Source organism: Streptomyces sp. NPDC059649 (assembly GCF_042734445.1).
Classification (GTDB): domain Bacteria; phylum Actinomycetota; class Actinomycetes; order Streptomycetales; family Streptomycetaceae; genus Streptomyces.
Map to the genome: position 1 here is coordinate 93169 of NZ_JBHWDV010000007.1, position 20710 is coordinate 113878.

22 protein-coding genes are annotated in these 20710 nt (G+C 70.1%); 11 read left to right on the top strand and 11 right to left on the bottom strand.

Annotation, left to right across the window (positions count from 1 at the left end; all coding sequences use genetic code 11):
• Positions 1 to 57 precede the first annotated feature (57 nt).
• Both ACFV1J_RS11935 and ACFV1J_RS11940 read left to right on the top strand, forming a co-directional pair.
• Positions 58 to 171, top strand: coding sequence for a CBS domain-containing protein (locus tag ACFV1J_RS11935; protein WP_385857183.1), 114 nt, complete (start codon positions 58 to 60; stop codon positions 169 to 171).
• 159 nt (positions 172 to 330) lie between these two features.
• Positions 331 to 543 carry a BON domain-containing protein gene (locus tag ACFV1J_RS11940; RefSeq protein ID WP_385857184.1) on the top strand — a complete coding sequence of 71 codons (213 nt, stop codon included), beginning with the start codon at positions 331 to 333 and terminating at the stop codon, positions 541 to 543.
• 65 nt (positions 544 to 608) lie between these two features.
• Here the strand turns inward: ACFV1J_RS11940 and ACFV1J_RS11945 are convergent, their stop codons facing one another.
• Positions 609 to 1184, bottom strand: a complete 576-nt coding sequence (locus ACFV1J_RS11945) for a hypothetical protein (protein ID WP_385857185.1) — start codon at positions 1182 to 1184, stop codon at positions 609 to 611.
• 131 nt (positions 1185 to 1315) lie between these two features.
• Positions 1316 to 1819: a hydrogenase maturation protease gene (locus ACFV1J_RS11950; RefSeq protein WP_385857186.1), complete on the bottom strand. Its 504-nt coding sequence runs from the start codon at positions 1817 to 1819 to the stop codon at positions 1316 to 1318.
• A 165-nt stretch (positions 1820 to 1984) separates the two neighbouring features.
• Between ACFV1J_RS11950 and ACFV1J_RS11955 the strand changes: the two genes are divergently transcribed.
• The 5 genes from ACFV1J_RS11955 to ACFV1J_RS11975 are packed head-to-tail and all read left to right on the top strand — an operon-like array spanning position 1985 to position 6606.
• On the top strand, positions 1985 to 3139 hold the full coding sequence (locus tag ACFV1J_RS11955; RefSeq protein ID WP_385857188.1) for a 4Fe-4S dicluster domain-containing protein: 1155 nt from the start codon (positions 1985 to 1987) through the stop codon (positions 3137 to 3139).
• On the top strand, positions 3136 to 3612 hold the full coding sequence (locus ACFV1J_RS11960) for a cyclic nucleotide-binding domain-containing protein (protein WP_385857189.1): 477 nt from the start codon (positions 3136 to 3138) through the stop codon (positions 3610 to 3612). The genes ACFV1J_RS11955 and ACFV1J_RS11960 overlap by 4 nt, the downstream gene beginning before the upstream one ends.
• A 12-nt stretch (positions 3613 to 3624) precedes the next feature.
• The gene (locus ACFV1J_RS11965; protein WP_385857191.1) at positions 3625 to 4449 is read left to right on the top strand and encodes an FAD/NAD(P)-binding protein; all 825 of its coding nucleotides are present in this window, start codon (positions 3625 to 3627) and stop codon (positions 4447 to 4449) included.
• A gap of 1 nt (position 4450) precedes the next feature.
• Positions 4451 to 5239 (top strand): oxidoreductase, encoded by a 789-nt coding sequence (locus tag ACFV1J_RS11970; RefSeq protein ID WP_385857192.1) that lies wholly within the window; start codon positions 4451 to 4453, stop codon positions 5237 to 5239.
• Entirely contained in the window at positions 5236 to 6606 is a 1371-nt protein-coding gene (locus tag ACFV1J_RS11975) for a Ni/Fe hydrogenase subunit alpha (protein WP_385857193.1), read from the top strand. Before ACFV1J_RS11970 ends, ACFV1J_RS11975 begins: the two co-directional genes overlap by 4 nt.
• A gap of 55 nt (positions 6607 to 6661) precedes the next feature.
• Here the strand turns inward: ACFV1J_RS11975 and ACFV1J_RS11980 are convergent, their stop codons facing one another.
• From ACFV1J_RS11980 to ACFV1J_RS12015, 8 genes are all read right to left on the bottom strand, one after another.
• Complete coding sequence (locus ACFV1J_RS11980; protein WP_385857276.1) at positions 6662 to 7903, bottom strand: serine hydrolase domain-containing protein; 1242 nt, start codon at positions 7901 to 7903, stop codon at positions 6662 to 6664.
• 336 nt (positions 7904 to 8239) lie between these two features.
• On the bottom strand, positions 8240 to 8629 hold the full coding sequence (locus ACFV1J_RS11985) for a DUF1048 domain-containing protein (protein ID WP_385857194.1): 390 nt from the start codon (positions 8627 to 8629) through the stop codon (positions 8240 to 8242).
• A 2-nt stretch (positions 8630 to 8631) separates the two neighbouring features.
• Positions 8632 to 8961 carry a PadR family transcriptional regulator gene (locus ACFV1J_RS11990; protein WP_385857195.1) on the bottom strand — a complete coding sequence of 110 codons (330 nt, stop codon included), beginning with the start codon at positions 8959 to 8961 and terminating at the stop codon, positions 8632 to 8634.
• Positions 8962 to 9239: 278 nt separating this feature from the next.
• The gene (locus tag ACFV1J_RS11995) at positions 9240 to 10115 is read right to left on the bottom strand and encodes a geranyl diphosphate 2-C-methyltransferase (RefSeq protein ID WP_385857196.1); all 876 of its coding nucleotides are present in this window, start codon (positions 10113 to 10115) and stop codon (positions 9240 to 9242) included.
• Between the two features lie 31 nt (positions 10116 to 10146).
• Positions 10147 to 11205 carry a family 2 encapsulin nanocompartment cargo protein terpene cyclase gene (locus ACFV1J_RS12000; RefSeq protein WP_385857197.1) on the bottom strand — a complete coding sequence of 353 codons (1059 nt, stop codon included), beginning with the start codon at positions 11203 to 11205 and terminating at the stop codon, positions 10147 to 10149.
• A gap of 18 nt (positions 11206 to 11223) precedes the next feature.
• Positions 11224 to 12666, bottom strand: a complete 1443-nt coding sequence (locus ACFV1J_RS12005) for a family 2B encapsulin nanocompartment shell protein (RefSeq protein ID WP_385857198.1) — start codon at positions 12664 to 12666, stop codon at positions 11224 to 11226.
• A gap of 236 nt (positions 12667 to 12902) precedes the next feature.
• Positions 12903 to 13490, bottom strand: coding sequence for a hypothetical protein (locus ACFV1J_RS12010; RefSeq protein WP_385857199.1), 588 nt, complete (start codon positions 13488 to 13490; stop codon positions 12903 to 12905).
• A gap of 272 nt (positions 13491 to 13762) precedes the next feature.
• Positions 13763 to 15298 carry a hypothetical protein gene (locus ACFV1J_RS12015; RefSeq protein ID WP_385857200.1) on the bottom strand — a complete coding sequence of 512 codons (1536 nt, stop codon included), beginning with the start codon at positions 15296 to 15298 and terminating at the stop codon, positions 13763 to 13765.
• Between the two features lie 117 nt (positions 15299 to 15415).
• On the opposite strand from ACFV1J_RS12015, the gene ACFV1J_RS12020 reads away from it, so the two are divergent.
• From ACFV1J_RS12020 to ACFV1J_RS12030, 3 genes are all read left to right on the top strand, one after another.
• Positions 15416 to 16570 (top strand): sensor histidine kinase, encoded by a 1155-nt coding sequence (locus tag ACFV1J_RS12020; protein ID WP_385857201.1) that lies wholly within the window; start codon positions 15416 to 15418, stop codon positions 16568 to 16570.
• Positions 16571 to 16574: 4 nt separating this feature from the next.
• Positions 16575 to 17246 carry a response regulator transcription factor gene (locus tag ACFV1J_RS12025; protein ID WP_385857202.1) on the top strand — a complete coding sequence of 224 codons (672 nt, stop codon included), beginning with the start codon at positions 16575 to 16577 and terminating at the stop codon, positions 17244 to 17246.
• A gap of 366 nt (positions 17247 to 17612) precedes the next feature.
• Positions 17613 to 18080, top strand: coding sequence for a hypothetical protein (locus tag ACFV1J_RS12030; protein ID WP_385857203.1), 468 nt, complete (start codon positions 17613 to 17615; stop codon positions 18078 to 18080).
• Positions 18081 to 18110: 30 nt separating this feature from the next.
• Here ACFV1J_RS12030 and ACFV1J_RS12035 read toward each other — a convergent pair whose 3' ends face one another.
• A complete protein-coding gene (locus ACFV1J_RS12035; protein WP_385857204.1) occupies positions 18111 to 18719 on the bottom strand; it encodes a TetR/AcrR family transcriptional regulator in 609 nt (202 codons plus the stop codon).
• A gap of 61 nt (positions 18720 to 18780) precedes the next feature.
• On the opposite strand from ACFV1J_RS12035, the gene ACFV1J_RS12040 reads away from it, so the two are divergent.
• The gene (locus ACFV1J_RS12040; RefSeq protein WP_385857205.1) at positions 18781 to 20136 is read left to right on the top strand and encodes a flavin monoamine oxidase family protein; all 1356 of its coding nucleotides are present in this window, start codon (positions 18781 to 18783) and stop codon (positions 20134 to 20136) included.
• Positions 20137 to 20710: the final 574 nt, after the last annotated feature.

Sequence of the window (20710 nt, forward strand, 5' to 3'; positions counted from 1 at the left end):
CCCGGACAACTGACATGAGAGCAGGGCGAGATGAAGCGCCGACGGGGCGGAAGCATCATGACCGACGAGGTCGTCAGCGCCCGGAGCGGGAGACCCGTCGAGGACGTGGCACGGTGGCTGGCGGAACACGGTATCGACGGCCTGCCCGTGGTGGACGCCGACGACGGGTGATCGGCGTCGTTTCGGCCACCGACGTGGAGGGCGACCGGCGGACGACATCCGCGGACGGCGTGCTCACCGCCGGTGCGGTGATGTCCGTTCCGGCGCGTACGGTCCGTGCCGACGACTCCGTCGTCCGGGCGGCCCGCCTCATGAGCGAGGCGCAACGAAGTGGTCGAAGAGATCGTGGTACGCGCCTTGTGTCTGAGCCCGCAGAGCGTGGAGGTCGCGGTTCATGACGGTCTGGTGATACTCAGCGGACACCTGGAGCACAGCGGTACGACAGCCATCGCGGTACGGACGGCACGGCAGGTCGACGGTGTCACCGCGGTGGTCGACCGCCTCACGTACCGGGAAGAGGCTCCGCACCGAAATCCGGCGTAGTCCGCGGCCGCCGCAGGGATCCAGGGCCTCCACGGCTCGTCCGGCTCACGGCACATGTGCCGCGTTCAGGGCCGCCGGGGCCGCCAGGCGGAGTCCGCGTCCGCCCAGTCCTTCTCCCACTGGGCGTATCGGCGACGGTTCAGCAGGACATTCCCGGCCTTGTTCGCGCCGAGGATGAGCAGAGCGGTGCCGGAAGCGGTGACGACACCGACCGCGATGCTCTGGACGACGGCGTCTCCGGACGTGACAGGGGTGCGCACGAGCGCTCCGTGCCGGTCGAGCCAGGCGGTGGCCCGATCGCCCGCCCGCAGACCTTGTGCCACGGCCGTCTCACCCGTTCGTACCGTGCCGTCCGTGGTCGTCCACCGCACGGTGGCGAGGACGCGGCCGCCCGGGTTGTCCGCGGAGTTCAGACCGATACGAGCGGGGGGATCCGCCGTGAGCGTGGCGGACACCCGCTTCCAGCCGTGGCTCTCGGGCTGTATCGCAGCATTCACCGCACCGGCACATGTGATGCCGGCGGTCGGCGGCACAACGGCCAGCAGCACCGAGGTGACCAGGAGCATCCACGCCTCGGCCACGTCGGTGCCGCGCTTGAGCGGGCTGCGCAGCCACAACCGGCGGATCGTCTGCAGGGGCATGACGCACCCCTTTCGCCTGTACCTCGACCGTGGCACGCGCGAGGAGCTCAGGTGAGGGCCGAACGGCCCCCCACCGGGAGCCCGGTCGGCGACCGGCGGAGGACGCCCGGCCCTGTGCACGGCATCGGGCGTCACCGACCGGCCCGGGAGTGCCGCAGAAGATCCTCCTCGATGCGCCGGGCGAGCGGCTCCACGGCAGCCGCGACCTTCGGTGACATCAGGGTGCCGAGACCGGTGTCGGCAGCCTCGACGGCGTAGACGAGCAGCTCTCCCGGAAGCCGGTCCAGTGCGCGGGCGAGGCGGAGGGTGTCGCCCAGCGGGAAGCCGTGCGAGCCGGCTCCACCATGGGGCGCGGACGGTAGTTCACCGGCGAACCGGAGGCGGTGTACGTGCCCCGGCCGGGCAGGGCGGGCGTGAGCGGCGTCCACGAGGATGGCCAGCTGGACGTCCTCCCACGCGCTGATCAGACGCGCCGGGTCGCCGTCGGTACGGGCGAGCCTGACGCCGGTGAGCGGCCGCGGCTGCCCTCGTTGCGCGAGGCAGTCCACGACCGCCCAGCCGACGCCGTCGTCGCGCCGGTACTCGTTGCCGACCCCGATGACGGCGGTCCGTAGGACGGCGGCAGAAGCATCCATGACGTGATGCTCTCCCGGCCAGGGCCCTCTCCGTGGCCCGGCCCAGACCCGTCCGGGCGACCGAGAGGGCCGTATGGGGGCAGGGCGGGACCGTCGGCCCGGGTTTCGTGCGGAGCGCCGCACACAATGGCCTCGCGGGGATGATCCAGTGCCGGAAGGCGGACGATGACGGGCGACGGAACCACCGCGGTGATCGGCACGGACGGTCTGGACGCGCTGATCCGCGTCCTCGCCGCCCGGGGCCGGACGGTCATCGGACCGACCGTGCGCGACGGGGCGATCGTGCTGGCCGAAATTGCCGGCGGCGACGACCTGCCGTACGGGTGGGGCGTAGAGCTGGAGGCCGGGCACTACCGGCTGCGCCCGCGTGAGGACGGGGCGGTGTTCGCACACAGTGCGGGGCCGCAGTCCTGGAAGACGTTTCTGCATCCGCAGCGGGAGCGGCAGTGGACCGCGGACCGGCAGGCCGACGGGGCGCTGGTCGTCACCGAGGACGATCCGACACCCCCGTCGTACGCCTTCCTCGGGGTACGGCCCTGTGACCTGCGGGCCATCGGCGTGCAGGACCGTGTGCTGGCCGGTGGCCCGCACGTCGACAGCCGCTACCGCGCGCGACGGGAACGGGCGTTCCTGGTGGCCGCGGAATGCACCGAACCGGGAGCCACCTGCTTCTGCACGTCCATGGGGACGGGGCCGGCCGCGGACGGTGGATACGACCTGGCCCTGACCGAGGTGGCGGAGGACGGCGACCACCGGTTCTGGGTGCGTGCCGGCACCGACGACGGGGCAGCGGTGCTGGCTGAGCTGCCGCGCCGGCCTGCGGACGAGAAGACCGGGTCGACGGCCCGGCAGAGTGTGGCAGCGGCGGCGGACCGTATGGGCCGCACCATGCCGCCCGTGGACCTGCAGCTGCTGATGCGCGAGACCTTGCACGCGGACCGCTGGAACGACGTCGCCTCGCGCTGCCTGACCTGCGGCAACTGCACGATGGCCTGTCCGACCTGCTTCTGCACCACTGCCGAGGACGTCACTGACCTGACGGGGGATCACGCCGAGCGGTGGCGACGCTGGGAGTCCTGCTTCGACCTGGAGTTCTCCCACCTGCCCGGCGGGCCCGTGCGGGAGTCCGGCCGCAGCCGCTACCGGCAGTGGGCCACCCACAAACTCGGCACCTGGTACGACCAGTTCGGCAGCTCGGGCTGTGTCGGCTGCGGCCGGTGCATCGTCTGGTGCCCGGTCGGCATCGACATCACCGAAGAGGCGCACGCCCTCCACGCGGAGCGCGCGGCGGGCGCGGGACCGGACGAGGTGCCCTCATGACGGCGGAAGGGCACGGCACGCACGGCATCCTCGGCGCCCTGCCACCCGAACACCGCGACCGGCTGCTCGGCTTCGCCCGTGACGTCTTCTTCCCGCCGGGGGACCGGATCTTCGACGAGGGCGGTACCGCCGACCGTTTCTGGATCATCCGAGCCGGTCTGGTGGCCCTCGACGTGTACGAGCCGGGCCGCGGACCGACGGTGGTCGAAACCCTCGGCGAGGGCGAACTGCTGGGCTGGTCCTGGCTGTTCGAGCCCTACCGGTGGCACCTGGGCGCGCAGACACGGACCGAGGTGCAGGCGTACGAGTTCGACGCACTCCAGGTCCGGGCCGCGATCGACGCGGATCCGGCCTTCGGTCTGGCGGTCACCCGGTGCGTCGCCGCGGTCGCGATCGGCCGGCGCCTGAGAGCCGCGCGTACCCGCCTTCTGGACCTCTACGGCCCGCCCGGCCGTAAGGCTCCCACGGCTTGAAGGGAAGCCCTCATGACATCCGTCCGCCCTACCCTGACTCCTTTTCCCTACCGGGTGGTCGGACGTACGGAGGAGACCTCCGACACCGCCGAGATCGTCCTGGAACCCGTGGCAACCGCGCTGCCGCCGTTCCACGCCGGCCAGTTCGCGATGGTGTACGCCTTCGGGGTCGGTGACATCCCGCTGTCGCTGAGCGACATCGGAGGGAGCCGGCTCACCCACACCGTCCGCGCGGTCGGAGCGGTATCCGGCGCCCTGCACCGCCTGCGGCCCGGCGAGACGGTCGGCGTGCGCGGACCGCTCGGCACCGGCTGGGACCTGCCCACCGCCGCCGGGCGCGACCTCGTGGTCGTGGCCGGCGGTCTCGGCCTGGCACCGCTGCGACCGTTGGTCCGGGCCGCGCTTGCCCGGCCGCAGGGATACGGCCGGCTGAACGTCCTCATCGGCGCCCGCACCCCTGCCGACCTCGTGTGCGCACGGGACATCGACGGCTGGCGGGCGGTCGGCGCCCGGGTCCAGGTCACGGTCGACCGTCCCGACGACACCTGGCAGGGCGACGTGGGTGTGGTGACCACCCTCCTCGACCGGGCCGAGTTCGACGTCACCCAGGCGATGGCCTTCCTCTGCGGCCCTGAGGTGATGATGCGGGCCACTGCCCGCGACCTCGCCCACCGAGGACTCGCGCCGGAGCGGATCCGGGTGTCCCTGGAACGCACCATGCACTGCGGCACCGGTCACTGCGGTCACTGCCAGCTCGGACCGCTGCTGCTGTGCCGGGACGGGCCGGTCGTCACCTGGGACCAGGCCGAAACCCTGCTCTCCGTAAGGGAGTTGTGACATGACGCCCACGTCCGACCGGCGTCCGCGGCTCGGCGTGTGGAAGTTCGCTTCCTGCGACGGCTGTCAGCTCACCCTGCTCGACTGCGAGGACGAACTCCTCGGCATCGCCGGGCGGGTGGAGATCACCCATTTCCTGGAGGCGTCCAGTGCACCCGGCCCGGGACCGTACGACCTGTCGTTGGTCGAGGGCTCGGTCACCACCGCAGCGGACGCCCGACGGATCCAGCAGATCCGCGCCGCCTCCCGTCGTCTGGTCACCATTGGCGCCTGCGCCACCGCGGGCGGCGTCCAGGCGCTCCGCAACTACGCCGACGTCGCCGAGTTCCAGGCCGCGGTCTACGCGCGCCCGGACTACATCGACACGCTCGCCACCTCCACCCCCATCAGCGCCCATGTCCCCGTGGACCTCGAACTTCAGGGCTGTCCCATCGACCGTGGCCAGCTCGTCGAGGTCATCACGGCCTACCTCGCCGGCCGGACGCCCGATGTGCCGAAGCACAGCGTGTGCTTCGAATGCAAGCGGCGCGGCACCGTCTGCGTGACCGTCGCGCACGGCACGCCCTGCCTGGGCCCCGTCACCCATGCCGGCTGCGGCGCGCTGTGCCCCGCGTACGGCCGGGGCTGCTATGGCTGCTTCGGCCCCTCGAACTCCACCAACTTCCCCTCGTTCATCCCGCTGTTGCGGCGCGACGGAATGGACACCCTCGACGTGGTGCGGGTGCTGAGCACCTTCAACACCGCAGCGCCGCAGTTCGAGGCGGCCGCACGGAAGGAGCTCACCGAGTGAGCCACCAGGAATCGAAGGTGCTGCGGGTGGAGTCCCTGGCCCGGGTCGAGGGCCAGGGCGCGCTGCATCTGCGTCTCCAGGACGGCGAGGTGACCGAGGCGCGGCTGAAGATCTACGAACCTCCGCGCTTCTTCGAGGCATTCCTGCGCGGGCGCTCCTATACAGAGCCCCCGGACATCACCTCCCGGGTGTGCGGCATCTGCCCGGTCGCCTACCAGATGAGCGCCTGCCGCGCGATCGAGGACGCCTGCGGCATCGCGGTGGACGGGCAGTTGGCCGCCCTGCGCCGACTGCTCTACTGCGGCGAATGGATCGAGAGCCAGACCCTGCACATCTACCTGCTGCACGCCCCCGACTTCCTCGGCGCCGACAGCGTCATCGACCTCGCCCGCACCCACCGCGCCCATGTCGAGCGGGGGCTCGCGCTCAAGCGGACCGGCAACGCCCTCATGGAACTGCTCGGCGGCCGCGCCATCCACCCCATCAACGTTCGCCTCGGCGGATTCCACAGCGTGCCGACCAAAGCGGAGCTGCGGCCCTTGGCGGAGCGGCTCAAGCGGGCCCGGGAGGACGCCGAGGCGACCGTGCGCTGGGTGGCCGGCTTCGACTTCCCGGACGTCGGGCTCGACAACGAACTGTTCGCCCTCGCCGAGCCCGGCACCTATGCCATCCACTCCGGCGTCCCCACCGCGATGGCGGCTCCCGGCACCGCCGGTCTGCCCGCGGACAGCGACCGCGCACTGCCCACCCGCACCTTCCCGCTGCACGAGTTCCCCGACCACGTCGTGGAAACCCAGGTGCCGCACTCCACCGGCCTGCACTCCCGGCTCGACGGGAACCGCCATCTCACCGGGACGCTCGCCCGCTACGCGATCAGCGGCCGCTGGCTGCCCGTTGAGGTACTGCAGGCTGCCCAGGAAGCCGGACTCGGTGACCCGCGCGAGGGCGCGGTGTGCCGCAACCCCTTCCGCAGCATCATCGTGCGCGCCATCGAGGTCCGCTACGCGGTCGGCGAGGCACTGCGCCTCATCGACGCCTACGAGCCCCCACCGCGCCCGTACGTCGACGTGCCCGCGCGGGCGGGCACCGGCCACGGCGCGACGGAGGCCCCCCGCGGCCTCCTCTACCACCGCTACACCCTGGACACGGAAGGCACCGTCTCCGAGGCCGCCCTCGTCCCGCCGACCGCCCAGAACCAGGCCGCCATCGAACAGGACCTGCGCCGCGCGGTGCAGGAACGCCTCGACGCGAGGCCGGCTGCCACCGACGCCGAGTTGACCGCCTTGTGCGAACGGACGATCCGCAACCACGATCCGTGCATCTCCTGCGCCACCCACTTCCTCGATCTGACCGTGACGCGCGACTGAGCGGTGCCCCGGACTGACCAGGCAGGCAGGCAGGCAGGCAGGTCAGGCAGGCAGGTCAGTCGTCGATTGCCTGGTAGAGGGTGGTCCAGAAGTCGTGGATGGCCCGTGCCGAATCCGGGGTGGACATCCCGGTCTGGGTGAGCAGGATGCCGACGAGCCGGTTGTGCGGGTCGGCGTAGGTGGTGGTGCCGGCTCCGCCGTCCCAGCCGAACTGGCCGACGGGCGCGAAGTCACCACGGTGGGTGCGCACCGCCATCCCGAAGCCCCAGCCGCCGTGCTGCCCCAGGCCGTACGCCAAGTGGACGGCGTTGCGGCCCCAGGCCTCTCGGGCGGCCAGTTGCTCGGGCAGGAGGCGGTTGGTGGTCATCAGCTCAACGGAGGGCCGGGACAGGATCCGTTGATGGCCGTGCATCCCGCCGTTGAGCAGCATCCGGAAGTAGGCGTGATAGTCGTCGACGGTGGAGTCCAGTCCTCCGCCGCCTGACGGGAACGCCGGAGGCAGGCTGTGATGTCCCCCTTCGGCCTCGTCCTCCACGAGGAACTCTCCGGTCTGCATGTCGGGGGCGTACAGGGGCGGCAGCCGTGCGATCTTGTCGGCGGGCACATGGAAACCGGTGTCCTTCATGCCCAGTGGGTCGAGGATGCGTTCGCGCAGGAACGTCTCGAACGGCTGGCCGGTGACCCTGGCGACGAGCACGCCGAGCACGTCGTTACTGACGTTGTACTGCCAGCGTTCTCCCGGCTGGTACACCAGCGGTAACTCGCCCAGGCGGCGCATCCACTCATCCGGCCCCGCTTCCGGCAACAGCCATCCATCCTCTTGGCCGTAGACCCCCTGCTCGAAGAGCGCTTGCATGATGGGGGAGCCAGGCGACGTCATATCTATGCCGAGCCCGAAGGTGGAGGTCAACAGGTCCCGGACGGTGATCGGTCGCCGCGCCGGGACGGTGTCGTCAAGCGGGCCGTCGGCCCGCTTCAGCACCTGCCGGTCGGCCAGTTCCGGCAGCCACTCATCGACCGGATCTTCCAACCGCACCCGGCACTCATCGAGCAGAACCATCACCGGCGCCACCGCGACCGGCTTGGTCGTGGAGGCCATGCGGAAGATGGTGTCCCGGCGCATCGGCGCGCCACCGTCATGGCGCATCGTCCCGAGCGCTTCGACGTGGGTCTCCTCACCCCGGCTGACCAGGGCGACGAGCCCGGGTATCCTCCCGCTCTCGACATGCCGCGCCAGTACCTGGCGCAGTCTGCGCAGCCCTGTTTCGGAGAAGCCGCTGTTGCCTTTTCCCCTCATGAATCTCCTTGGAATAGTGCTCGATAGGAACGGTGTGCTCTCTTGCGAGACCCGTTCCGGCGTGCCGCTCATGGCATCCACCAGGCGCTCTGATGCCGGCTGTTGCCGTCTTGACGCGGCCGCTGACACGCGGCGAGAAGCCGGCCGGCGGCGGGGAGTCCGCGACGGCGCGATCGGACGCAGTGCCGATCCGGCCGTGGTGCTGCCCGAAGTCCCGTCGAAACGCCGCTGCTTGCCATGTACGAAGCCACGGCCGGGCATGACCCCGTGGCCGCGTGGTGCAGCCGGTCGACGAAAGTGCTGCTCGGGTCCCGAGCAGGCTGTGCGGTGGCGTTGTCAGACTGCCTTGTCTTCTCTTCCGTTGTTGCCGCTGGCGGCGCGCTCGATGGCGTCGGTCAGCCGCTTCCGCTCACGGGTGGGGACGTAGCCACCCTCCGAGTAGTTCTGGACGAACGCCTCGACGAACTCCACGGGGTCCTCCCCGACGATCTCGCGGATCGGCGTTCCGTTCGCTGCGGCCTGTTCAAAGAGATCGGCGAGGTCATCGAACATCGACGCGTTGCTGTCGTCGTCGATCGGCACGAAGTGCATCAGGTACCGCTCGATCGCTTCGACCGTCGTGCGGTAGTCCTCGGGAAGCCGGCGCGAGCGCGCCTTGTACGCCCTCCAGCGCTTCTTGGGCCCGATCATCTTCGAGATGAAGCCGCTCTTTTCGACATCGGACATGGTTACTTGCCCCCTTCGCGGAGCTGTTCCAGTCGTTCCGTGAGGAAGCTCCACGTCCTCCAGAACTCTTCGAGGTACTCCCGGCCCTGAGCGTTGAGGGAGTGCACCTTGCGCGGCGGCCCCTTCTCGGAGGGGACCTTCTCCACGTCGACGAGGCCGCGCTTCTCGAGCCTGACGAGCAGCGCGTAGACGGTCCCTTCGGCGATGTCGGAGAAACCCTGCTCCCGCAGCCGTGCCGTGATCTCGTAGCCGTAGGCGGGCCGGCCGGACAGGGAGGCGAGGATGATGCCCTCCAGAGTGCCCTTGAGCATCTCCGTCATCAGCTTGGTCATGGAAACACCTCCTCCCTGAGCTATTCAGTGTTACTGGGTACCGGTACACCGTATCGCTGACTACCGGTACTTAGCAAGACGGAATAGTGGGGCGGAGGTGCAAGTCGACACCGGAAGCGCTCAGTTCGGCAGCACCGACGGGACCCGCAGCAGCGAGCGCCGGCCGCCGCACTCGCCCCGCCGGCCCGGGACCACGGCATGCGCACGGAAACGGCCTGAGACGCGCAGCAAGACACCACAGGGGGGGCTGCGCCGTGCACGGCGCAGCCCCGGACGACTCACACTCGGTCGGCGGCGATCAGCAAGTACTGGAAGCTGCCGTTGCGGTAGGCGTTCAGGAAGGTGTCCTCGATGCCGGTGACCAGGTGGTCGGCCTGTCGGCGCAGCTCCCAGTACGGGAGTGCGGCCTCTGTCAGGTCCTGGACGTGCACGGGGACGAGCCGGTTGCGGGCCATGGCACGGAAGTACGCCGAGCGGGGATGGATGTCGCAGATGTAGTGGGCGTTGATGAGGGACACCTCGCGGGAGGCGCGCCCGTAGGCGTCGTTGTAGCAGCCGGTGATCACCACGTAGCGGCCACCGCGCCGCAGCAGCCGTGCGTGCTCGGCGAACAGCAGGTCCAGCTCGACGTACATGGTCGACTCGTTGTTCCAGGACGCCGCGTAGGCGCCGGTGGCGAAGCCGGTGTCGAGCATGTTGCGGTGGTGGTAGCGCACCTTGGCGTCGATGCCGCGCTTGCGGGCCTGTTCGTTGGCGAAGTCGGCCTGTTTGGCGGAGATGGTGGCGCCGTCGGCGTGGCAGCCGTGCCGCAGGTGCGCGACCACGCTGCCGCCGCCGCGACCGCAGCCGGCGTCGAAGACGCGGTCGGTGGGGGAGAGGTCCCCGAGGTGAGAAGCGAGCAGCTCGGCCTGGGCGTGCTCCAGCCGGTGCAGTTCGGCGACGATCCGCTCGCGGCGGCGCTCCGGGTCGGTTTCCTCCAGTACCGACCAGTCGGCGTCCCCGATGCCGTAGTGGTGGTGGTACAGGTCGTCGAGCTTTCCGAGTTCGAGATTCACCGGGTTTTCCTCGGCGTTCCAGTAGTCCGCGACACGGGACTGGTACGTGGACTGGGTCGGCACCGGTGTGCGGGCGGTGTCGGCGTGAGCGATGGTCAACGTGACTCCTTGCGGTGGTGCGTGTCTGGGGCTACCAGTAGTTCGGCAGGTGGTAACGGTCGGTGTTCGTGGCGTGCCACTCGTGGTTGCCGGCGAGCCAGTCGGCCAGGCTCCGGCAATACCTCTCCAGGAGGGGCGAGGCGGCGGACAACGGCGCTGACTCCGTCTCGAACGCCTCCATGATCTGGTTGTGGATCTCGACGCTCTTGAGGTAGGCGGCCTTCAGCCCGCGTTGGTCGTTGGCGGCGACCACCTGCGGCAGATTCAGGTGGGTCGGGTCACTGGCCAGTTCCTTGGTGAAGGAGTACAGGTCGTTGACGATGGTGGTGGCGTTGCAGGCCAGGGCGGTGACCCGTTGGACCTCGGGGCGCGCGTAGAGGGCTTCGGGCAGCTCATAGCCGTCCACGGCGTCGACGATGGACAGGCAGGGGCGGAAGTTGTTGAACTGCCGCATGACCAGGTACTCCCAGACCTGCGGTACGTGCCGCGTCTCGGCCCAGGAGGCCTCGGCCAGATAGCCGAGGTGCAACCGGGCCATGTCATGGACGAACCGGTCGGTCTGGCTGGGAGTGGCGAGGGCCGCGTAGTCCTTGAGGGCCCAGTGGTAGGAGCGCAAGGGGCCGTCGGCCTGCACGCCGTGGCGCCACTCCGCTTCCGTTTCGGCGGTGCCGTGGAACGGGTCGAGGGCCGACTGGGCCATGATCAGCCGGCCGGCCAGTCCGCGCCGTGCGCCGCCCCGGCCCTCGTCCTCCTCGCAGTAGCAACTGTCGACGAGGTTCTCGGCCAGCAGCAACTCGCCCGCGGCGGTGAGCCGTTCGAGATCGGCAGCACCGGGATGCTGCAGGACCACGGCCCGGCCGAACTGGAACTGCGCGAAATCCCCCGTCCACTGCGCGGGGAAGAGATCCAGTCGGCGGGCCCAGGCCTCCAGCCTGCGGTCGATCTCCTTGACCTTCTCCGGATCGGCGGGGGCGGCGGGCCGGTAGGTCAGCCCGGGTACGGCTCCGCCGCGTCGGGCCCGCGAGGAGCGGGCGAGGCTCGGCGGACCGGGCAAGGAGAACCCGGTGGCGGTGTGCGAGGGCGTGCTCATGGTTGGTACTCCACCTGGTCAGTCGCTGCTCCGGCCGATCTGGACGTTCTCCAGGACGCCGGCCGCGTCGGGCACGAGGATGGCCACCGAGTAGTAGGCGGTGATGAGGTAGCGGATGACCGCGGACTGGTCGATTCCCATGAAGCGGACGTTCAGGCCCGGTTGGAACTCCTCGGGGATGCCGGTCTGGTACAGGCCGACGACTCCCTGGTCCGCCTCGCCGGTGCGCAACGCGATGATGCTGCTGGTGTTCGTTTCGCTGATCGGGATCTTGCCGCACGGGAAGATCGGGACGCCGCGCCAGGCGGGGACCTCGTGCCCGTCGACATGCGCGGTACCCGGCACCAGGCCGCGTTTGTTGCACTGCCGGAAGAAGGCGGCGATCGCCTTCGGGTGGGCCAGGAACAGCCGGGTCTTGCGGCGCATGGACAACAGCTCGTCCATGTCGTCGGGGGTCGGCGGGCCGGTGTAGGTACTGATGCGCTGGCCGTAGTCGGTGTTGTGCAGCAGTCCGAACTCCCGGTTGTTGACCAGCTCCCACTCCTGGCGTTCGCGAATCTCCTCCACGGTGAGCCGGATCTGTTGCTGGGCCTGGTCCATCGGGTCGTTGTAGAGATCGGCGACCCGGCTGTGCACCCGGAGCACGGTCTGGGTCAGGGAGAGTTCGTACTCGCGCGGGGCGAGGTCGTAGTCGACGAAGCCGCCGGACAGCGTCGGCTCGCCGACGTGCCCCGCCTGTACCGGCACATCGGCCTCTCCCTTGCGGTTCGTGGGCCGCTGCTGCCGCTCGGCGTACGCCGCCAGGTGTGCGGCGAGGGACGGAGCCCGGTCGGTGAACTCCCGGATCACGTTCCAGGGCAGCACCATCAGCACGCCTGCCGTCTCGGCCCGCACCGAGCTCTGCCACTGCGGGTCGGACCGGCCGATCGCCTCGTCCCCCATCTGGTCGCCGTCCGTGATGACGCCGATGACTTCCTCCTCGCCGTACTTGCCGGCCGTGTACCGGGTGAACCGGCCGTGGACGACGAGGTACGCCTCGGTGGCGGGCTGTCCTGCCTCGAAGAGGATCTGGCCGGCCCGGACCTCCCGGACGCGGAAGCGGCCGGCGATCTCCTTGAGGACGTCGATATCGGCGTAACCGCGCAGGACGGGCAACTCGGTGAGGGTTTGGGGGATCACCTTGATGTCGTCCGCGCCGTTCTGGTCGAACTGGACGCGGCCCCGGCCGACACGGAGTTGGAGGCGCCGGTTGACCCGGTAGGTGCCGCCCTTGACGTCCACCCACGGCAGCGTCTTCAGCAGCCACCGCGAGGTGATGGCCTGCATCTGTGGCACGGACTTGGTGGTGGTCGCCAGTTGGCGGGCGGCCTTGGTGCCGAGGCTGGTGAGCGCACTGTCTGCGGGTGCTTCGAGATCGGGCTCTTCGGTGGCGGGGCCGGTGACGTTGTCCGGTACGGACACTTTCCCTCCCGGGACGTGAACAGAAGTGAGCAGAACGGCCGGTGGTGAACGGGGTGGCCGTGCGCAGGAACAAGCCAAACAGGCGGGAGGAGGCGTCGATACGGCGCAAAAGGGTGCATCACTGTATTCACGAGGCACAAACCCTAAATCGAGGCAATCAGATCCCGTTCGCACCTCCGCACGCCCTGTGACCGCCGCATGCTTCAGGAATACCGATGCCGGGACCGTTGCTCGCGTTACCGGCGGGCGCGACGGCGCCGCCAGTACGCGACGGTCAGCACGGTCAGCAACGGGCCCCACAGGCTCAGCGGTGCATAGCAGACGTAGTACCAGGCGGCTTCCCAGCCGGTGGCCAGGCTCGGGGAGTCGGCGGACAGCGCGTTGCCCTGGAGGGTGGTGCCCCGGATTTCGGAGACGGGGAACAGGAGGGTGAAGACGAGCGTGAGGATCGTGGCCCCGAGGGCGGCCGGCACGACCACTGCCATCGGCGGGATCCGGCGGCCGCGCAGGACCGGGATCCAGCGGGGGAACACCTCGCCCCAGCGGGCGATCAGACCGATCCCGGTGAACGCGAGGGTCTCGGACAGGACCGACAGGAAGACGATATAAGCCCGCTCGCCGAGTGGGATCCCACGATCGAAGGCGGCCAGCAGCCGCCAGATGCCGGCGGGCAGCACGGTGTACGGCATGGTGTAGGCGGCCAGTTGTATCCGGCGGGATACTCCGGCGACGGGTAGGTGTGCGGCCTGCCACGCGGCGCGGAGTCGTCGGTATCGACCGGGGCGGATGGCAGTGGGTTCTTCGGTGTGGTGGAGCTGCTGCATGGGTGTCCTCGACCTGGTGGGCTGGTGCTGACCGCTCGGTGACGAGGATTCCGGGCAGCGGCGCCTGGTGAATCGCTCTGCGGGCGAACTCGGCTCCGCCGCAGGGGTGATGCTGGGGTACGACCGAAGGGTGATTGCCGGGGTCGGGCGCCGAAGCCGAAGCCGAAGCCGAAGCCGAAGCCGGGGTATGGGAAGGGGAACGGGGCGGCGGCGGCCGAGCACTGCGGCGTACGCGCCCGGTGTGCCCGGGGCTGTCACGGGATGCGGAACCCTCAGTCCACGGGCTGCTCGGCCCGCTCGTCGCTCCGCGGCAGGCGGCTCAGAGCAAGGCCCAGAGCCATCACCGTGTACGCACACAGCACAGCGAGCCCGGCCCACCACGGAAGCGGGAAGTAGCCGGCGGAGGGCGCGTAGTGGGAGACGACCTGCGGATATTCGATGAGTGTCTGCTGGACGGCGAAGCCGGCGGCCGGGGTGACCCGCAGCAGCCACTGTGACAGGCCGTCGGCCAGCAGCGGGAAGGCGGTCACGGCGTACGGGACCGCGATCGCCGAGAGGGCGACGAGGCTCGCGAGCCGGCCGCGCCGAATCATGGCGCCGAGCGTGAGAGCGAGCACGGCCGCGAGGGCGAGCGCGGTGGCACTGCCGACGACGACCCGCACTGCGGTGAGCGCGGAAACCCCGATGACGGGGATCCCGTTCGCCTTCAGGATCGCCAGGCCGACCGGAACTACGGTGCCCACGGCGAGGACACCGGTCACGAAGGCGGCGGCTCCGACGACGACGGCCTTCGCCGCGAGCACCCCCCGGGTGACCAACGCGCCGCCGGCGGCTTCGCGGCGGTACTGGGAAGTGACGAACCGCACCGCGACCACGAGGACCACGAGCAATCCAAGCGGCATGCCTACGAGGATGCGCTCCATGGGGCGGCCGCCCTCCGTCCCTACCGGCCCGATGTCGCCGGTGCCGGTGACCGTGATCGTGCCGTTCGCCTCGATCACCGCCCCGGACGCCTTGTGGTACTTCTCCCAGTCGGTGTGGTTCATCTCGCCGACGGCCTCGCTGCTCCAGCCCCCGGCTGACGCCGCGCCCTTCAGACTGACGTGGTCGAAGGCACCGCCGGCCTGCGTGAAGCGGGTCTCCTCCGTGGCGCCGCCGAGGCCGACGGACCGCAGTGTCAGGTCGCCGGGGGAAGTGGCGAAGAGGCCGATCTGGACGGTCTTGGGCAGCCCGGACAACTTCGCCGTGCCGACCGTCGCCCACTGCTTGCCGTCGGCGGACTCGTGGCCGGTGATGGTCTCGCCCGACCGCGTCAGCCGCAGCCAACGCGGCGCCCGCGCCGAGACCTTGCCGGCACTGCTCGCGCTGCCGGCGATGTCATGGCGGTAGTCGTACTGCATCCGCACGCCGTGGCTGCCAGTCAGCATCAGCGCCGCGTAGGAGGACCCCTGGCGGACCCCGTCCTTGATGATGATCCCGGCCTTCGCCCACGGCACCAGGCCCGGGACGATCTGATCATGGTTCGGCGGCGGGTAGGTGAGGGTGCCGCTCATCGACGTCAGCCGCACGGTGATGCTGCCGTTCTCGCCCAGATTCCGGTGCAGGAAGAAGAACTGGTCGCTGACGAGGGAGCCGTCGGGTCCGCTCGGGTCTGTCGGGCACGGGCCGTCGCAGGACGCCTGGCTGCCGGACGCGTAGAGCAGGCCGAGGGCGAGGACGACCAGGGCCGCGACCGCCATCGCGATCAGCTGCCCCGGTCGCCGGAACCTGGTCCATTCCTGCCGGAGCAGTTCGTTGGTGGTGAGCATGATCCGGTTCTACGGATTCGACCCTGACGTGGTCCGAACTCCTGCTGTCATGTCGTTGTTAGGCGCGAAGGCGCATCCTGGAGTCCAACTGGCCAGAGCTGTGCAGGGGGAGGCGAGATGGGCAGGCTGCGGAGAGGGACCGTCGGACTGCGGTTCACGCTCTTGTATGCCGCGGTGTTCCTCGTGTCCGGAATCGGGCTGCTCGCCCTGACCTTCCTGCTGTCCGGTGACAAGGTGACCAGCATCGGTCCCGGACAGAACCCGCCCGACCGGTCCAGCCTTGCGGTCGCCGAGCAGCACATCCACGATCTGCAGAGGCAGCTCTCGGACGTGCATGTGCAGCAGTCCCGCCAGCTGCTGGTCGGCTCGCTGATCGCGCTGGTGGTGATGGCGCTGGTCTCGCTCCTGCTCGGCCGGGCCCTCGCTGGCCGCGTCCTGCGCCCGCTGCGGCTGATCACCGCGGCAACCAGGCGGATCTCCGTGGAGAACCTGCATCAACGGCTTGCCGTGGCCGGACCCACCGATGAGGTCAAGGAGCTCGCCGATACGGTCGACGGCCTCCTGGAACGTCTTGAGAGCTCATTCGCCGCGCAGCGCAGGTTCGTCGCCAACGCCTCGCACGAGCTGCGCACGCCGTTGGCGACGATGCGGGCGTCGCTGGACGTAGCCGTCGCCAAACCGGAGCCCGCGGCGCAGACCCTCGCGCTCGCCGACCGATTGCGGACCGAACTCGACCGGGTGGACCACCTGTTGGACGGCTTCCTCGTCCTTGCCCGGGCGCAGCACGGCGCCCTCGTCGACCGGGTCCCCTTGTCGCTCGGCGAGCTGGCGGGGGAGGCGCTGACCGCCCGGGCCGCCGACATCGCCGCAAAGGCCCTGACCGTCGACGACGAGGTGCGGCCGGATGCCTGGACGCGGGGCAGTCCGGTGCTGTTGTCCCGAATGGTGAGGAACGTCATCGACAACGCGATCGTGCACAACCGGGAAGGCGGCTGGATCCGGATCTCCACCGATCACTACGACACCGCGGCGCGGCTCGTCGTCGAGACCGGCGGGCGCGTCCTCGACCAGGACCAAGTAGACCGGCTGACCCAGCCGTTCGAGCGGCTCGGCGCCGACCGGACCGGGTCGGAGGAGGGCTCCGGCCTGGGGTTGTCGATCGTCGCCGCGATCGTCGCCGCGCACGGCGGCCGCCTCGACCTCCGGGCCCGGCCGGAGGGCGGCCTGTGGGTTGCGGCGGTGCTGCCCTCGGCGACCGGTTCGGAAGGCTGACACCGTGCGGGTTCTGGTGGTGGAGGACGCGCGGTCGCTCGCTGAGGTCGTCGCCGAGGGCCTGCGGGATCAGGGGATGGCTGTCGACGTCGCGCACGACGGTCTGGCCGCCGCCGCCAAGCTCGACCTGAATGCGTACGACGTGGTGGTCCTCGACCGCGACCTGCCGGGCATCCACGGCGACGCGCTCTGCCAGATGATCACAGAGGGCGACGATCGCGCGATGGTGCTGATGCTGACGGCGGCCGGATCGCCCGGCGACCGGGTCAGCGGCCTCATCCTCGGCGCCGACGACTATCTCGCCAAGCCTTTCCACTTCCCGGAGTTGGTCCTGCGCATTCGTTCCCTGGCCCGTCGCAGGCCCGTGGCCCGCGCCCGTACGCTGCGGGCCGGCGGCCTCGAACTCGACCCGGTACGCCGGACCACCCTCCGCGACGGCCGTCCGCTGGAGCTGTCGGTCAAGGAGTTCGCCGTCCTGGAGGCGCTGCTGCGCGCCAGTCCCGGATTCCTGAGCGCTGAGGACCTCCTTGAACAGGTCTGGGACGAGAACGCCGACCCGTTCACCAACACCGTGACCGTCACCGTCGGCCGGTTGCGCCGCAAGCTGGGCAGCCCACCGGTCATCACGACGACGCCCGGGGTGGGTTACCGCATCGCCGAGGCGCCAACCCGCTGACAGGGCCCAGCGGTTCGCGCGCAGTGTGACGAGCGCCTGCCCATAGCCGGTGGCTACGGGCGTCAGCCGGCGGGACGTGGTGCGGCGGATGGTCGGGAGGCGATGCCGAGCACAAGGTCCGTAAGCGGGCCGACCTGCGAGGCCCCACTTCCTCGTGCTGCGGGAGTCCCTCTCACGTGTGAAGCTGAAATTGGCTTGCACGGACGAGCTGCGGGACTTCATTGATCGCGCAGATCCTCGCCGCCGTCGACATGCGCGCTGAGGGTTCCGGAGCGTAGACCGGCGGCCCGGGTGCCCTCCGCGGGGCTTCTGCCGAGCCGACGGGCCCAGTCATCGCGGCACCGTCCCGGGGAGGTGAGTCGAGGCATGGACATCGACCTGACGTACGGCAAAGGGCTCTGGCGCGGAATTGACGGTGTGGAGATCACCTATGGGCGGCGGGAGTGGCTGGACACGACACCCCGAGCCCTGGGGCCATGGCCGCTCGAATACCAGCGGTTCAGCTCCATGCTGCGCGCCGTGGGCGGCGTCGAGATCACCTACCGCCGGTGGTCCAGCATGCCGCTCACCGTCGGTCAGTGGCACTGTGAACACAGCAGGTTGGGCCGCCTGCTGCGGATCGGTCCTTATGACCTGAGGTACGACCGACTGGGGAGCCGTGTCTGTGCCGTCGGCCCGCTTGAGATCTTCTACGACCGAGGCGGGAGCCGTCCCATTCGCGTGCGGCTCTACGGCGAGGGCGAGTCGCTGTCCGACGACCTCCTCCTCGCGCTCTTCCTCGTGCTGTTTTGGCAAAAGCAGGCCTGGGACGCGTACGACCAATCCAGGCGGTGAGCGACGAAGGAACCGGCGCGCCGTGGGCGGTCAGGCCGACGGTGAGTCCGCGTCGATCGCCAGGCCGTCCACGAGGTCGTGTACGAGGCTTGCTGCCTGGGCTCGGGCCCGGTCGGGATCGTCGGTCTCGGCGATCGCGAGGGACAGTTCGGTGAGGGCGCCGTAGAACGCTCTGGCGATCAGTTCGGCCGGGTGGGGGCGGATGCGGCCGGCTTCGAGCGCGGTGTGCACGATGTCGAGGACCAGGCCGCCCAGATGGCGCTGGTCCAGTTCGCGCCATCGCTGCCAGCCCAGGGCGATGGGGCCTTGCTGGAGCACGATGTGGCGGTAGGCGTGGTCCAGGCAGACGTCGAGGAACGCGTCGACGGCGCGGTCGGCTCGCTCGCGCGGGTCCGAGACCGGGGTGATGGCCGCCGTGATGCGCTGCGTGGCCTGCCGCTCCAGGTCTTCGAAGACGGCCTCGAAGAGTCCCAGCTTGCCGTCGAAGTGGTGGTAGAGCGCGCCGCGGGTCAGACCGGCGGTGCGCACCAGCTCCTCCGCCGACACGCCCGTGTACTCGCGTTCGGCGAAGAGCTGCCGGCCGGTTCCGAGCAGGGTCCGGCGGGTGTTCTCCGCGTACTTCTCTCGCAGCGATTCCATACGGCATGGATATCACATACAGTGCGTATGTCGGATGCACTCTGTATGAGAGGTGGTCCTGATGGAGAGGTCGGCGGATGTCGTGGTCGTCGGGGGCGGAGTCGCGGGCCTGGTGGCCGCCCGCGACCTGGTTCAGGGTGGGGCGGACGCGCTGGTTCTGGAGGCCCGCGACCGGGTCGGTGGCCGGGTTCTGAACGAGGAATTGCCCGGCGGCGCCCCCATCGAGGTCGGCGGGCAGTGGGTCGGCCCGGGGCAGGACCAGGTGTGGGCCCTGATCAAGGAACTGGGCCTGCGCACCTACCCCACCTACGTCGACGGCGAGCACATCGCCGAGATGGGCTCCTCCCGCTACCAGTACACGGGCCGGATCCCCCGGCTGAACCCGCTGCTGCTGGCCGACATCGGACAGGCGCAGCACCGCCTGAACCGGCTCGCGCGCCAGATCGCGGCGACCGACCCCTGGCGGGCACCCCGCGCCGAGGAACTGGACACCCAGACCTTCGACACCTGGCTCCGTCGAACCGCGCACACCGCGGGCGGCCGCGCCTTCTTCCGGCTGGTCACCGAGTCCGTGTTCTCCGCCGAGCCCGAGGACATGTCCGCCCTATGGGCCGCCTTCTACGTCGGCAGTGCCGGCGGCCTCGACGCGCTGATCAACACCGCCGGCGGGGCGCAGCAGGACCGGGTGGTCGGCGGCACGCAGCGCATCGCGCTGGGACTGGCGGAGGAACTCGGTGACCGGGTCGTCCTCGACGCACCGGTGACCGACATCGACTGGCAGCCCTCCGGGGTCCGCGTCGTCACACGCGGCGGCCCAACCGTGCGCGCCCGCCGGGCCGTTGTCGCGGTGCCGCCCCCGCTCGCCGCGCGCATCCGCTTCGCCCCGGGCCTTCCGGGCGACCGTGACCAGCTCGTCCAGCGGATGCCCATGGGCAGGGTCATCAAGGTCAACGTCGCCTACGACGAACCGTTCTGGCGCCACGCGGGCCGGAGCGGCCAGGCCAACAGCACCGACCGTCCCCTGGGCACCGTCTTCGACAACACGCCGTTCGACGGCTCTCCCGGCGTACTCGTCGGCTTCCTCGAAGGCCGGCACGCCGATACCGGCTCGCGCATGGACCACGACGAGCGGCGCATCCAGGTGATCAACGACCTGGTCGGCTACTTCGGCCCCCGGGCCCGCAATCCCCTCGCCTACATCGAACGGGACTGGGCGGAAGAGGAGTACAGCCGCGGATGCTACGGCGCGTTCGCCGTGCCCGGCACCCTCACCCGGTTCGGTCCGGCCCTGCGCAAGCCGGTCGGCCCGCTGCACTGGGCGGGTACCGAGACCGCCACGAAGTGGGCGGGCTACATCGACGGAGCCGCTGAATCCGGCCACCGCGTCGCGGGCGAGATCCTCCCCGAGCTCTCCTGACACCCCTTCCGGACTCGTCAGTGAGGGCCCGATCGTGAAGCCCCAACACCGAACGTGCCGTCCTCACCTGCCCCTTCCGGCCCGCACCGCGCTCGGTGCTGCGCGGCTGAGCACAACTCCGGCGCGGCGATCTGCCGGTCACCCTGCCGCAGCAATTGCCGGGCGCGCACGCCCAGTTCGACACACCCTGGATGCCCATTGATGCCCATTGACACAATCGTACGCTCACGTAGATCGTAAGCGCATGCATATCCTTAGAGCGTCCTGGACTCCGGGACCGGACCACGGGCGGTGCGGCCCCGCGCTCGTCAGCGTCACCGACTTCCGTCTCGACCGCATCACCGACCTGCCGCGGGTCTATCGGGCGGCCCGACGGCTCGCCGCGGGTTGGCACACGTTGGAGGGAGCACAGGGGATGTGGCTGTGGGCGCGCCCCGCCGCCCGCCGCTGCGGTGCCGTGGCTGTCTGGCGTGACCAGGCTGCTCTGCACCGGTTCGTCGCCTGGCCGCCGCACGTCGAGATCATGCGCGCATACCGGGGGAGAGGCGCCCTGACCTCCACCACCTGGCTCTCG